We start from the raw sequence: 14,513 nt of genomic DNA on the forward strand, positions 1-14,513 counted from the left end.
ATCCATGGCGGGGTTTTGGGGCAAACTCTCGGGTTTTCAACAGTTCGACAAGGCTGCCCCATGTCCTCTCCGTCCTCGGTTGATGAACAACGGTTCCGCAAACTTCTGAGTCGCAACGTCAGCCTGCCGCTGGGCGTTGGCGTGCTCAGCGCCGTGTTCTTCGTCTCGCTGATCACTTATTTGCTGTCGGTCATCCAATGGGTCGAGCACACCGACCGGGTGATCAATAACGCCAATGAAGCGGTGAAGCTCACCGTTGATCTGGAAACCGGCATGCGCGGCTATCTGCTCAGCGGTGACGAGCACTTTCTCGACCCGTACGAAGTTGCCAAGCCGCGTATCGAGGTCGCTCTCAATACGTTGCTGGAGCTGACCGCCGATAATCCGGTGCAGACCGATCGCCTGCGCCGTTTGCAAGCCTTGCAGGTGGAGTGGGCCAACTACGCGCAGTCGATGATCGATCTGCAGCGCAGCAGTGGCGACTATCGCGGTGCGGTCAAGGCCGGGCGGGGCAAGCGCCTGACCGATGAAATCCGCAAGCAATTCGAGGACGTCATCGAGACCGAGCAGGTGCTGCGCGCCACCCGCAATGAGGATGTGCGCCGCACGACGATCTGGAGCATCACCCTTTATCTGATTTTCATCGTCGGTATCAGTGGGTTGCTGGCCTACATCGGCCGCCGTGATCTGCTCAACCTGTCGACCAACTACAGCGCCAACCTCGCCGCCCAACTGGCCAGCGCCGAACGCCTCGAGAAACAGGCGTGGCTGCGCAACGGCCAGACGCAACTGGCCGAGCAGGTGTTGGGTCAACTGACGCTGAACCTGCTGGGGCGCAATATTCTGCAATTCTGCGCGCAATACCTCGGCACTGCCGTCGCCGCGCTTTATGTGCGTGAAGAACATGGCGGCCTCAAGCGCGTGGCGACTTATGGTTTCTCCCGCGAGCAGGAAGAGCTCAATCAAACGATCTACAGCGGCGAAGGCATCGTCGGCCAAGTGGCAGAACAGGCACGCCTGATCCGTCTCGACGCGGTCCCGGGCGACTATTTCAAAGTCAGCTCCGGTCTCGGCGCAGGTCTGCCGCACAGTGTGCTGGTGGTGCCGACCAGCGATGATGATCGGGTCAACGGTGTGATCGAACTGGGCTTCCTGCGTCCGCTGTCCGAGCGCGACATCGAACTGCTGGAACTGATTGCCGGCAACATCGGCACCTCGATCGAAGCGGCGCGTTACCGTCAGCGCTTGCAGGAAGTGCTCGCCGAAACCCAGCAGCTCAATGAAGAGCTGCAAGTGCAGCAGGAAGAGCTGAAGACTGCCAACGAAGAGCTGGAAGAACAGTCGCGGATTCTCAAGGAATCCCAGGCGCATCTGGAAACCCAGCAAGTCGAGCTGGAGCAGACCAACGAGCAGCTCGCCGAACAGCGCGATGCGATGGACAAGAAAAACACCGAGCTGAATCAGGCGCAGATCCAGCTTGAAGAGCGTGCCGAAGAGCTGCAACGCTCGAGCAAGTACAAATCCGAATTCCTCGCCAACATGTCCCACGAACTGCGCACGCCGCTCAACAGTTCGCTGATTCTGGCCAAGCTGCTGGCGGAGAACCCGCAGCAGAATCTGTCGGCGGAACAGGTCAAGTTTGCCGAATCGATCTATTCGGCCGGCAACGATCTGCTCAACCTGATCAACGACATCCTCGACATTTCCAAGGTCGAGGCCGGCAAGCTTGAAGTGATTGCCGAAAACACCCGCGTCGATCGTCTGGTCGACGGCTTGCGCTCGATGTTCGAACCCTTGGCGGCGGACAAGAAACTGGCCTTCAGCGTCGAGGTTCAGCCGGACGCACCGGGCTTGCTGTTCACTGACCGTCAGCGTCTGGAGCAGGTGATCAAGAATCTGCTGTCCAACGCGATCAAGTTCACTGAGCACGGCGCCGTCAGCCTGAGCATCACCGCGCAGCCGAACGATCACATCGCCTTCAGCGTCAAGGATTCCGGGATCGGTATCGCCGCGGATCAGCAGGAAAGTATCTTCGAGGCGTTCCGTCAGGCGGATGGCACCACCAATCGCAAGTACGGCGGCACCGGCCTTGGCCTGTCGATCTCGCGGGATCTGGCGACGTTGCTGGGCGGTTCGATCAGCGTCGACAGCGTGCCGGGGCAGGGCAGCACGTTTACGCTGGTGTTGCCGCGTCAGTATCACGAATTCGGTGAAACGCCGGCCGCGCCGCTGACCTTCCACCCGGCACCTGTGACGCCTGCGCCAGTTGCTGTTGCGGCTCCGCTCGCATCGGCGATTCCGGCAGTTATCCCGCGCTTTGCCGACGATCGCGACAAGGCACCGTTCGCCACCCGCTGCATTCTGGTGGTGGAGGACGAACCGAACTTCGCCCGTATCCTCTATGACCTGGCCCATGAGTTGGGCTACATGTGTCTGGTCGCCCACGGCGCTGACGAAGGTTACGACCTGGCGCGCGAATTCGTTCCGGATGCGATCCTGCTCGACATGCGCCTGCCGGATCATTCCGGTCTGACCGTGCTGCAACGCCTGAAAGAACGCGCCGAAACCCGGCACATTCCAGTGCACGTGATTTCCGTGGAAGACCGCGTCGAAGCGGCCATGCACATGGGCGCGATCGGCTACGCAGTGAAGCCGACCACCCGCGAAGAGCTCAAGGATGTGTTCGCCCGTCTCGAGGCCAAGCTGACGCAGAAGGTCAAACGCGTGTTGCTGGTCGAAGATGACGATCTGCAACGCGAAAGCATCGCGCGGCTGATTGGCGACGAAGACATCGAAATCACTGCCGTCGGCCTGGCCCAGGACGCCCTGGAATTGCTGCGCACGACCATCTACGACTGCATGGTCATCGACCTCAAGCTGCCGGACATGCTCGGCAACGATCTGCTCAAGCGCATGTCCACCGAGGACATCTGCTCGTTCCCGCCGGTCATCGTTTATACCGGACGCAACCTGACCCGCGACGAAGAGGCCGAACTGCGCAAGTATTCGCGCTCGATCATCATCAAGGGCGCACGCTCCCCGGAGCGATTGCTCGACGAGGTCACACTCTTTCTGCACAAAGTCGAATCGCAGCTGTCCCATGAACGGCAGAAGATGCTCAAGACCGCGCGCAGCCGCGACAAGGTCTTTGAAGGTCGCAAAGTGCTGCTGGTGGACGACGATGTGCGCAACATCTTCGCCCTGACCAGCGCACTGGAACACAAAGGCGCAGTCGTGGTGATCGGCCGTAATGGCCGCGAAGCGATTGAGAAACTTCATGAAGTCGAGGACATCGACTTGGTGCTGATGGACGTGATGATGCCGGAAATGGATGGCTTCGAAGCCACCATGGAAATCCGCAAGGATCCGCGCTGGCGCAAGCTGCCGATCATCGCGGTGACGGCCAAGGCCATGAAGGACGATCAGGAGCGCTGCCTGCAAGCGGGCGCCAACGACTACCTGGCCAAGCCCATCGACCTTGATCGTCTGTTCTCGCTGATACGTGTGTGGTTACCGAAAATGGAACGCATCTAGTGGAACGCAGCAGTTCAGCCGAGCGCAACAGCGAAATCGAATTACGCTTGTTGATCGAGGCGATTTACCTGAAATACAGCTACGACTTTCGCGACTACTCCGGCGCTTCGATCAAGCGCCGGGTGCAGCACGCGCTGAGTCAGTTCGAGTGCGCGACCATCTCGGCCCTGCAGGAAAAAGTCCTGCACGACCCGACCGCGTTCATGCAACTGCTGCAACTGCTGACGATCCCGGTCAGCGAGATGTTCCGCGATCCGTCGCACTTCCTGGCGATCCGCAACGAAGTGGTGCCGCTGCTGCGTACCTATCCGTCGCTGAAAATCTGGATTGCCGGCTGCAGCACGGGCGAGGAGGTCTATTCGATGGCGATTCTGCTGCGCGAGGAAGGCCTGCTCGACCGCACGATCATCTACGCCACCGACATCAACCCGCGCTCGCTGGAGAAGGCCAAGCAAGGGATTTTCTCCATGGAAAACGTCCGCGCCTACACTGCCAACTATCAGCAGGCCGGCGGTCAGCGTTCGTTTGCCGATTACTACACGGCAGCCTACGGCTACGCGATTTTCGACAAGAGCCTGTGCGAGAACGTGACATTCGCGGACCACAGCCTGGCCACCGACAGCGTGTTCTCCGAAACCCAGTTGATTTCCTGCCGCAACGTGCTGATCTATTTCAACAAGAAGTTGCAGGACCGGGCGTTCGGGCTGTTCCATGAATCGTTGTCGCATCGCGGCTTTCTGGTGCTGGGCAGCAAGGAAACCCTGGATTTTTCCAACTATTCGAACCAGTTCGAGGCGTTGGTCAAACAAGAACGGATCTACCGCAAATCATGAACGACACCCCGAGCCTGCCTCGCATCGAGGCCGTCGTGATCGGCGCCTCCGCAGGCGGTGTCGAGGCGTTGCTGACCCTGCTCGGGCCATTGCGCAAAGGCTATGTGCTGCCGATCATCATCGTTCTGCATCTGCCGGAAGAGCGCCGCAGTCATCTGGCCGAAGTGTTCTCCCGCCGTGTGGCGATGCCGGTCAAGGAAGCTGAAGACAAGCAGGACATTGAAGCCGGCACGGTGTATTTCGCCACGCCCGGTTATCACTTGTCGGTCGAAGCGGATCGCAGCCTGTCGCTGAGCCTGGAGGATCGCGTGCATCATTCGCGGCCGTCTATTGATTACCTGTTTGAATCCGCCGCTGACGTTTACGGCCCGACACTCGCCGCCTTACTGCTGACCGGCGCCAATCAGGATGGCGCTTACGGGCTGGCCTGCGTCAAGCAGTGCGGCGGTCTGACCATTGTTCAAGACCCCGATGATGCACAAGTCGCCACCATGCCCCAGGCTGCACTGAACGTTCTGCAGCCGGATCATGTCCTACCCATTCACGGCATCGGCCGTCTGCTAGTCGAGCTGGAACGAATCGCATGCTGAGTAATATCCAAGCCAAACTGTTGATCGTTGACGATCTGCCAGAAAACCTGCTGGCGCTGGAAGCGCTGATCAAGCGCGAGGATCGCACGGTCTACAAGGCTCTGTCGGCGGACGAGGCACTGTCGCTATTGCTGCAACACGAATTCGCCATGGCCATTCTCGACGTGCAGATGCCGGGCATGAACGGCTTCGAACTGGCCGAGTTGATGCGCGGCACCGAGAAGACCAAGAACATTCCGATCATTTTCGTCAGCGCCGCTGGCCGTGAACTCAACTACGCGTTCAAGGGCTATGAAAGCGGTGCGGTGGACTTCCTGCACAAGCCGCTGGACATTCATGCGGTGAAGAGCAAGGTCAACGTTTTCGTTGATCTGTATCGCCAGAGCAAGGCCATGAAACAGCAGGTCGAGGCGCTGGAGCAGGCCCGACGCGAGCAGGAAGCGCTGCTGCAACAGCTGCAAAGCACGCAGCTTGAGCTGGAACAAGCGGTGCGCATGCGCGATGACTTCATGTCCATCGTTGCCCACGAGGTGCGTACACCGCTCAATGGCCTGATCCTTGAAACCCAGCTGCGCAAGATGCACCTGGCCCGGGACAACGCCGCGGCGTTCACCCTCGACAAGATGCAGGCGATGGTCGACCGCGATGAGCGGCAGATCAAAAGTCTGATTCGCCTGATCGAAGACATGCTCGATGTCTCGCGAATCCGCACCGGCAAACTGTCGATCCGCCCGAGTCGTTTCGATCTGGTGCAACTGGTCAGCAATCTGCTGCAAAATTTTGCACCGCAAATGGAAGCGGCGGAAACCAGCGTTTCCTTTGAGGCGTCCGAGCCGGTCGAAGGTTGCTGGGACGAGTTCCGCATCGAGCAAGTGGTGTCCAATCTGCTGACCAACGCCTTGCGTTACGGCGGTCGCAGCCCGATTCAGGTGCGCGTCTATCGCGAAGCTGACGAGGCTCGGGTCGAGGTCCAGGATCACGGCATCGGCATCAGCGCCGAGAACCAGAAGCGAATTTTTCAGCAGTTCGAACGGGTGTCCGCCAAGACGGTGGTGGCCGGGCTCGGGCTGGGTCTGTTCATTTCCGAGCAGATCGTCGCCGCCCATGGCGGCTCCATCGTCGTCGAGAGTGAAATCAACGAAGGCGCCCTGTTTCGCGTTTGTCTGCCGATCCAGGAAAACGGCATATCCGACGCAACCTCTGAGTGACCACACGGTCGTATCAGCAGCTATTGACCGAACAAAGGCTTCCCATGAGCGTAGATGCGCAAGATGTAGTACTCGTCGTCGAAGACGAACCGGTTATCTTGATGGTCCTGACGGATTACCTGTCAGGGCAGGGCTATCGCGTGTTGCAAGCGGAAAATGGCGAGCAGGCTTTCGAGATCCTCGCCAGCAAACCTCACCTGGACATGCTGATTACCGATTTCCGCCTGCCGGGCGGGATCTCCGGCGTGCAGATTGCCGAGCCAGCGGTGAAATTGCGACCGGACCTCAAAGTGATTTTCATCAGCGGCTATCCGCAGGAAATCCGTGAAACCGGCAGCCCGATCACCAGCAAGGCACCGATCCTGGAAAAACCGTTCGATCTGGATGTGTTGCAGGAAAAGATTCAGGAATTGCTGGCCTGATATGTTGGAGCTGCCGAAGGCTGCGATCTTTTGATTTTGCTTTTTATAGATCAAGGTCAAAAGATCGCAGCCTTCGGCGGCTCCTGTAGATTCAGCTATTGATCATCTCGCGCACCTTGGCGGTGAGCAGATCAAAGGTGAAGGGCTTGGTGATCATCTGCATTCCCGAGTCGAGGAAGCCACCGCGCACCGCCGCGTGCTCGGCATAACCGGTGATGAACAACACTTTCAGACCTGGCCGGTATTGCCGACCAACCTCCGCCAGTTGACGACCGTTCATCCCCGGCAGGCCAACGTCGCTGATGAGCAAATCAATACGCTGCGTCGAATTTAGAATCGGCATGGCGCCGTCGGCATCACCGGCCTCCACGAACGCATAACCCAACTCACTGAGCACGGCGCTGACCAACACGCGCACAGCCGGATCGTCTTCGACGATGAGTACGGTTTCGCCATCCATCGCATACGGAGCCTGCTGCGAATCCGAGACGGGAATTTCCACTTCTTCACCACGGAAACGCGGCAGGTAGAGTTTTACCGTGGTGCCTTGATCGACTTCACTGTCGATCGACACATGCCCGCGCGACTGCTTGCTGAAGCCATAGATCATCGACAGTCCGAGGCCGGTGCCCTGGCCGATCGGCTTGGTCGTAAAGAACGGATCGAACGCGCGGCTGACCACACTCTGCGGCATGCCGCTACCGTTGTCAGTGACGCTGAGCATCACGTAATCGCCCGGCTCCAGATTGCTGTAAGCGGCGGTGAAGTCGCTATGCAGGACCTGATTGCTGGTTTCCACCACCAGTTTGCCACCCTCGGGCATCGCATCACGGGCATTGATGACCAGGTTGAGCAGGGCGCTCTCGAGTTGATTGGGATCGGCCTCGGCAACCCAGAGGTTGTCGTCCAGGCGCATTTCCAGATGAATGCTCTCATTGAGGCTGCGTTGCAGCAGCTCGCCCATCGACAGCACCAGCGTGTTCATCTGCACGGCTTTCGGGTCGAGCGATTGCCGGCGGGAGAACGCCAACAAGCGGTGAGTCAGGCCGGCGGCGCGGTTGGCGGAGGTCACGCCTAGATCGATCAGGCTGTCGAGGTCTTCGGTCCGGCCCCGGGCCAGACGTCGGCGCAGCAGTTCCAGGCTACCGATGATGCCGGTGAGCATATTGTTGAAGTCGTGAGCGATGCCGCCAGTAAGTTGGCCGACCGCTTCCATTTTCTGCGATTGGCGCAGCGCTTCTTCGTTGTGGCGAAGTTGTGCGGTGCGCTCTTCAACCTGTTGCTCGAGGGTTTCCAGAGTCGATTGCAGGCGTCGTTCGCTTTCACTCAGGTCGATCAGCCGATCGCGCGCTTCATATTGTCGTCGCCGCCCGCGCAGGGCGGCGGAGACCAGACTGACCAGCGTCGCGGGATGGAAGGGGCGCTCGAGAAAAGTCACGTTGCCGAGCAGGGTGCTGAGGCGCGACGGCGGCCCTTGTTCATCGCCGCCATGATGAGTCAGCAGTACGATGGGCATGTCCGACCACGCGGGCTGCTGGTCAAGGTAGGCGATAAGCCCTTCGAGTTCCGGTCCGCGCAACGCTTCAGCAGCAATCAGCAGCAACCCGGCACCGACCTCCAGTTCGGTGCACAGAGCGCCGAGATTCGGCGCCACCATGCCGCCGTAACCGGCTTCGTTGAGAATCATCAACGCGATCTGGCTGTCACGACCCATGGGCGCCAGAACCAGCACCCGCTCGGCCAACGGCGTGTTGACCGTCACAAGCTTTCATCCTCAAGCAATGGATTGCTCGCTCCCATGTAGGTCGGCACGCCACGCAGCACGCCCTGGAACGATTCCAGCGGTTGGCCGATGGTCATGCCACGCGAGGAGATCCGGTATTCACGGATGGTCGACTCGTGGTTGCCGGTACGTTTCTTGATAATCGAGATCGCCCGGCGGACTTTGCCGAGGGCTTCGAAGTAGCGCAACAGAATCACCGTGTCGGCCAGGTAAGTGATATCGACCGGCGCCTGCATATCGCCCACCAGACCGTGCTGGGCGACCGTCATGAAGGTGGCCGCGCCTTTGCGGTTAAGGTACAGCAGCAGCTCGTGCATGTGCAGCACCAGCGCGTTTTCTTCCGGCATCGCCGCTTGATAGCCGTTGATGCTGTCGATCACCACGGTTTTGATACCCAGCTCATCGACGCAACGGCGCACGCGATGGGACAACTCACCGGGAGACAATTCGGCGGCGTCTACTTGTTCGATCAGCAGATTACCGGTGGCCTGCAAGGCTTTGAGGTCGATGCCCAGATGACGCATGCGTTCGAACAGCAGGCCCAGCTCTTCATCGAAAATGAACAGCGCGGCTTTTTCGCCTCGGGCCACCGCTGCGGCGGCGAAGATCATCGAAATCATCGATTTGCCGGTACCGGCCGGGCCGAGAATCAGCGTGCTTGAGCCGGTCTCGATGCCGCCGCCGAGCAGGGCGTCCATTTGCGGGATGCCGCTGGACAGCTGCAGACGTGGGTAGTCACCGCGATGTTCCGCCGCTACCAGGCGTGGGAAAACATGGACGCCGTCGCCCATGATGGTGAAGTCATGGAAACCGCCACGGTATTTCTGCCCGCGATATTTGACCACTCGTACGCGACGACGCTCGGCGCCGTAGCTTGGCGTCAGCTCTTCAAGGCGAATCACGCCGTGGGCGACACTGTGCACGGTCTTGTCGAGGGATTCTGTAGTCAGGTCATCGAGCAGCAGGACGGTGGCGTCGTAGCGCACGAAGTAATGCTTGATCGCCAGAATCTGGCGACGATAGCGCAACGAGCTCTGCGCCAGCAGACGGATCTCCGAAAGGCTGTCGAGCACTACACGGGTCGGTTTGAAGCGTTCGACCACTTCGAAAATCTGCCTGGTCGCCTCGCCCAGTTCAAGGTCCGAGGAATACAGCAGGCTTTGCTGATGTTCGGCATTGAGCAGGCTTTCCGGCGGTGTCAGCTCGAAGATCTTGATGTTTTCGTTCAGCTCCCAGCCGTGGGAGAGCGCACCTTGACGCAGTTCTTTCTCGGTTTCCGAGAGAGTGATGTACAAGCAACGTTCCCCGGCCAGCGCACCGGCGCGGAGGAAATGCAAAGCCACGGTGGTTTTGCCGGTTCCGGGTTCCCCCTCGAGCAAAAACACATGGCCGCGGGACAGGCCACCGGCAAGGATGTCATCCAGACCAACAATGCCGACGGCGGCCTTTGCACTGATCAACTCGTTTGATGTAGTCAAAAAACGCCCTCTTATGACTAGGGTAATCCGGCGGCTGGCTAAGTGAGCCGCCTGAATAACTTGACCTCAGGGCATGTTCACGGTTCCGCTTTTTCTTTCGACAGGTGGTTGATTGCACCCGCTTGACCTTGATTAAAGACCCTGTTGCAGGGCCGGGTCGTCCGGATTGAGCTGCTCCAGTTGCGCCAGCAGAATCTGCACATTCTGCAACTGGCCGCTTTCCTTCCAATAGTTGATTAGCAGCACCCGCGCCTTGCGGTCGGCGGGGTGGCGCTGGACGATTTCCTGCAATTGTTTCTGCGCCGCTTCCAGTTCTTCCGCGCTGTGCAGAGTGGTGGCGAGGTCGTAGCGATAATCCTTGTTGTCCGGTTCCAGCTCGACCGCTTTGGACAGGCCGAGCAGGGCATATTCGCGCTGGCCGTGGTGCAGCAGCCACAGGCCGAGGGCATGTTGCAGATAGGCCGAATCGGGCTGCGCCTTGAGTTGGCGGGCGAGCAACTGGCGAGCGGCATCGCTCTGGCCCTGGCGGTCGAGCACATCGATCTGCATGACCAGCGCCGGCAGGTTGCCCGGTTCCAGACGCAAGGTATTGTCCAAAGCCTGTTGGGCCTGTTTGTATTCGGCGTTGTGAATATAGAGACGGGCCAGTTGCGCATAGTTGGCGGCGCTTTCCGGCTGCCTTTCCAGGGTCTGTTGCCAGCCGTCGATGGCCTGCTGTAGCGGTGCGAAATACAGGCCGAGCTCGTCCGGGGCCAGGCCGAGCAGGGCATTGATCGCGGCGAAACGGACAGCTTGTTCTTCATCATCGAGCAACGGTCCTAGCAGCAGACTGCGCTGCCCGCCGGGCACCAGACCGACGATGCTTTTGATCGCTGCGACGCGCACTTGCGGCGCTTCGTGATGCAAGTCGATGTCCGCCAGCTTCAACGCCTGCGGACTGGGGTAATTGGGCAGTTCGCCATGCAGCCAGACCCGGCGCTTGACCGAGATGTCCGGGCGGCCCAATTGCTGGTACAACTGGCGCGCCGCTCCGGGTTCACCGGTGCGCGCGGCGTTCAGCGCTTCGCTGTAGCCATGTTTGATAGCATCGGGGATGGTCGGAGTGCTGCTGCGCCAGGACAGCCAGACGACGCCGAGGATCAGTACGAGGCCTAAGCCGATCAGCAGGTTGCGGCGGGACTGAGTCATGCGGGTTTCCGAAAGCTTCGAACTTGAGCAGAGCGGCAAGCTTCGTTCAGCTTGGCGCGTGAGTCAAACCGTTGCCAGCGAATCGTCCTACAACACGTGTCGACTGTGAAATCCGTCAGGCTTTTGCTGCAATGTCTACGCTTGCAGAAGTCGTTTTAAAGAGAGTGCCCATGTCTGCGCTGTACACCTATTTCAAGGCTTTGATCCATCCCGGTCAGGCTGTTCTGCTGTTTGCCCTGCGGACCATCGCCGCCGGGCTGTTGACCCTTTATCTGGCGTTCATCTTCGATCTCGAACAGCCGAAGTGGTCAATCATGGCCGTGGTGATCGTCAGCCAGCCACTGGCAGGGATGGCACTGGCGCGCAGTTTCGGCCAGGTGATCGGCACCACCGTGGGTGCGGCGGTGGCGGTGCTGATCATGGCGATTTTCCCTCAGGCGCCGCTGCCGTTCATCACGACATTGGCGTTGTGGCTGGCGCTGTGCACGGCGGGCGGCACCTTGTTGCGCTACACCAGTTCCCAAGCGTTCGTGCTCAGTGGTTACACCGCTGTGGTCGTGGCCTTGCTGGCGATTCCGGATCAGGACGGCACCTTTCTGCTAGCGGTTACCCGTGTCACCGAAACCTTGTTGGCGGTGGCTTGTGTCTGCGTGGTCAGTTTGCTCACGGCACGGCCTGAAGCTGTCGCCAAGGGCTATTTCGCCAAAATCGATCAGGTCATCAAACTGGCCGCCAGCCACGCCGCCGAGGTGCTTCGCACGGAAGAAAGCGAAGCCGATTTCCAGCGCCGGCAGATGCAACTGCTCGGTGAGATCAGCGCGCTGGAAGGTTTGCGCCGTCATTTGTATTTCGATGCCCCACGTTTGCGCAGTGCCGACAACCTGGTATTGCTGCTCGGCAATCAACTGATGCTGCTGACCTCGCGACTGACCGCGCTGCGTCATCAGCGTGAATTGCTCATCGAACGCTGGGAGGGCGATCTGCCGCTGGAGGTCCAGCAGCTGCGTGCCGAGGAGTTGGCGTTGCTTGAGCAGCTGGCGCAACAGGGTCGCGCGCTGTCTGGCGCCGATCGGCAGCGTTTCGTTACCTTGCAGCAACAGTTCGAAGCATTGGCGTACAAGGCCGAGCAGCAGACCGACAACATGAGCGCGACCCTGCGTTCATTGGCTTGGGCGCTGCGTTGGGAGCAGGCGCGCCTGTTGCAGCAACTTGAGCAGATCCTCGAACTGAGCGACGCGATTCAGGAAGGGCGCCCGGCCAGTTGTCTCTATCGCGGCCAGAGCAGTCCGTTGCATCTGGATTTCACCCTGGCCTCGATGAATGCGATCCGCGCCTTTACCGCGCTGTTGGTCAGCGGGTTGATCTGGATCGAAACGGCCTGGGATGGCGCGCGCGGCGGGATGATTCTGGTGGGGATTCTCTGCTCGCTGATGGCGACTTTTCCGCGTCCGCTGATGGCTGCGCAAAGCTATGCGCGAGGCTTGGGTCTGGCGCTGGTGGTGTCGGCGTTCTACCAGTTCATGCTGGTGCCGGCGATCAGTGATTTCGAGCTGCTGGCCTTGCTGCTGGCGCCGCTGCTGTATGCCATTGCTGTGGGCATTTCCAGTCCGGCCACCGCCGGTATCGGCATGGGCCTTGGCCTGTCCAGTTTTCTCATGCTCGGACCGCAAAATACCGGCACTGGGCAGAACACGGCGATTCAATGGTTCGAATTCGCCGGCGCCTACGTCAGCGCAGCGATGCTGGCCCTGATCGTTTATGCGCTGATCTTCCCGTTCCGCCCGGGCTTGCGCATCCGCCGCCTGTACGGCGAAGCGCGGGAGCAGGTGTACCAGCTGAGCAAATTGCCTGCGACCGATGAACAACAATTCGCTTTCGAGAGTCGGATGACCGATCGCCTGACCAGCATGCTTGGTCTGCTGCCAGCGGCGAACGATCGTGCCATGCAGCGCTTGTATGAAATCAGCCTGGCATGCGTGGCCTTGGGCGTGGCCATGCATCAGCTGCGACAGCAGGCGCAGAACAACGCGCTACTTACCGATGCGTTTGGCCAACGCCTGGCGTCGGCGTTGCGCAAGACTGGTCGTTTGGTTGCCGGTCGCGACGATGTCCAGCTTGCGGCGCTGCTGGCCACGTTGCACCAGCTCGGAGACGAGCTGGACGAGCTGCACGCCGTCAGTCATGAACATCTATGGTCGGTGTTTCGCATGCGTGTGGCGCTGCTGATTGTGGTGTCGTTCCTCGAGCGGCACGGCGATTATTTGCAACCTCAAGGCCTGGAAGGAGAACCGCAACTTGCCCATTGATTTCGAAATTGGCGGGGTTTATCTGCCGCCGATTGCCCAGGCACTGTTACTGGCGATTCCGATCTTCATGTTGCTGGACTGGTGTCTGCGGCGCCTCGGCGTGCTGCGCCTGGTGTGGCATGAAGCACTGTTCGAAGGCGCACTGTATGCCTGTGTCTGCGCCACGCTGATTCTGTTGATGGGAGCCTGATGTCTTGAAAGCACTAGTTGCACGAATGATAACCGTGGCAGTGGTGATCCTGGCGATCGTCCTCGGCTGGTTCGCCTGGGAGTATTACACTCGCGCGCCGTGGACACGGGATGCTCGGGTGAGGGCGGATGTGGTGACGCTGTCGGCGGATGTTTCGGGGCGAATCGTCAAACTGGCAGTGCAGGACAACCAGCATGTCGACAAGGGCCAATTGTTGCTGGAGATCGATCCGGCGCGTTATCAACTGGCGGTCGAGCATGCCCGGCGTTCGGTGGAAGTGTCCAAGGCGTCGCTGGGGCAATCGCAAGCGGCAATCGTCGCCAGTGAGGCGTTGCTCAAACAACGTCAGAGCGAGGAGCGCCGCCGCCGTACGCTGAAGCAGGGCTTCGCCATTTCCGGTGAAGAATGGGAGAAGGCCAGTACCGACGTGGCGGTTGCCCAGGCGGATCTGTTGCGCAATCAGGCCAACCTCGGGCTGGCCGAAGCCAATGTGCAACTGGCAATTGCCGCGCTGACCCAAGCCGAACTGGACTTGCAGCGCACCCGCGTTGAATCGCCAGTGAGCGGTTACGTGACCAACTTGCTGACCCGCCAGGGTGACTATGCACAAGCCGGCGGGGCACTCCTGGCGCTGGTCGACAGCGATTCGTTCTATGTCAGTGGTTACTTCGAGGAAACCAAGCTGCCGCGAATCGAGGAGGGTGATCGGGTACGCATTCAATTGATGAGCGGTGAGCGTTTCGGCGGTACGGTAGAAAGCATCGCCTTCGCCATCGCCGACCGCGAAAACGCGCCGGGCAGTCGTCTGCTGGCGAACATCAACCCGAGTTACACCTGGGTGAAACTGGCGCAACGGGTGCCGGTGCGCATTGGCATTGATGGTGACTTTGCCGGCAAGCATCGCCTGCGCGCCGGTACAACCGCCACCGTCACCGTCCTGGAGGATCACCGCTGATCCCCTGTGGGAGCGAGCCTGCTCGC

Annotated in this window: 11 protein-coding genes; 8 read left to right on the forward strand and 3 right to left on the reverse strand. The window is 59.9% G+C overall.

Going from position 1 to position 14,513, the window contains the following annotated elements:
• Positions 1-60: 60 nt before the first annotated feature.
• Genes D8U61_RS24145 through D8U61_RS24165 form a run of 5 tightly spaced genes read left to right on the forward strand, consistent with a single transcriptional unit; the run spans position 61 to position 6,587 of the window.
• Positions 61-3,534 (forward strand): response regulator, encoded by a 3,474-nt coding sequence (locus D8U61_RS24145; RefSeq protein WP_122692507.1) that lies wholly within the window; start codon positions 61-63, stop codon positions 3,532-3,534.
• Entirely contained in the window at positions 3,534-4,367 is an 834-nt protein-coding gene (locus D8U61_RS24150) for a protein-glutamate O-methyltransferase CheR (RefSeq protein WP_016774863.1), read from the forward strand. Before D8U61_RS24145 ends, D8U61_RS24150 begins: the two co-directional genes overlap by 1 nt.
• On the forward strand, positions 4,364-4,957 hold the full coding sequence (locus D8U61_RS24155) for a chemotaxis protein CheB (protein ID WP_125926544.1): 594 nt from the start codon (positions 4,364-4,366) through the stop codon (positions 4,955-4,957). Before D8U61_RS24150 ends, D8U61_RS24155 begins: the two co-directional genes overlap by 4 nt.
• Positions 4,951-6,165, forward strand: coding sequence for a hybrid sensor histidine kinase/response regulator (locus D8U61_RS24160; protein WP_016774861.1), 1,215 nt, complete (start codon positions 4,951-4,953; stop codon positions 6,163-6,165). Before D8U61_RS24155 ends, D8U61_RS24160 begins: the two co-directional genes overlap by 7 nt.
• 44 nt (positions 6,166-6,209) lie before the next feature.
• A complete protein-coding gene (locus D8U61_RS24165; RefSeq protein WP_016774860.1) occupies positions 6,210-6,587 on the forward strand; it encodes a response regulator in 378 nt (125 codons plus the stop codon).
• Positions 6,588-6,678: 91 nt separating this feature from the next.
• On the opposite strand, the gene D8U61_RS24170 is transcribed toward D8U61_RS24165, so the two are convergent.
• The 3 genes from D8U61_RS24170 to D8U61_RS24180 form a co-directional block, all read right to left on the reverse strand.
• Positions 6,679-8,349 (reverse strand): ATP-binding protein, encoded by a 1,671-nt coding sequence (locus D8U61_RS24170; protein ID WP_016774859.1) that lies wholly within the window; start codon positions 8,347-8,349, stop codon positions 6,679-6,681.
• On the reverse strand, positions 8,346-9,848 hold the full coding sequence (locus D8U61_RS24175) for an ATPase domain-containing protein (RefSeq protein ID WP_024013082.1): 1,503 nt from the start codon (positions 9,846-9,848) through the stop codon (positions 8,346-8,348). Before D8U61_RS24175 ends, D8U61_RS24170 begins: the two co-directional genes overlap by 4 nt.
• Positions 9,849-9,980: 132 nt before the next feature.
• Entirely contained in the window at positions 9,981-11,036 is a 1,056-nt protein-coding gene (locus D8U61_RS24180) for a tetratricopeptide repeat protein (RefSeq protein WP_130889124.1), read from the reverse strand.
• Positions 11,037-11,206: 170 nt separating this feature from the next.
• On the opposite strand from D8U61_RS24180, the gene D8U61_RS24185 reads away from it, so the two are divergent.
• From D8U61_RS24185 to D8U61_RS24195, 3 genes are read left to right on the forward strand one after another with little or no spacing between them, the layout of a single operon-like run.
• On the forward strand, positions 11,207-13,342 hold the full coding sequence (locus tag D8U61_RS24185; RefSeq protein WP_130927797.1) for an FUSC family protein: 2,136 nt from the start codon (positions 11,207-11,209) through the stop codon (positions 13,340-13,342).
• A complete protein-coding gene (locus D8U61_RS24190) occupies positions 13,332-13,532 on the forward strand; it encodes a DUF1656 domain-containing protein (protein WP_016774855.1) in 201 nt (66 codons plus the stop codon). The genes D8U61_RS24185 and D8U61_RS24190 overlap by 11 nt, the downstream gene beginning before the upstream one ends.
• A gap of 4 nt (positions 13,533-13,536) precedes the next feature.
• Positions 13,537-14,487, forward strand: coding sequence for an HlyD family secretion protein (locus D8U61_RS24195; RefSeq protein WP_130927798.1), 951 nt, complete (start codon positions 13,537-13,539; stop codon positions 14,485-14,487).
• The last annotated feature ends 26 nt before the right edge of the window (positions 14,488-14,513 follow it).

It is taken from the genome of Pseudomonas sp. Sample_14, from assembly GCF_004307515.1.
In the GTDB taxonomy this organism is placed as follows: domain Bacteria; phylum Pseudomonadota; class Gammaproteobacteria; order Pseudomonadales; family Pseudomonadaceae; genus Aquipseudomonas; species Aquipseudomonas atacamensis.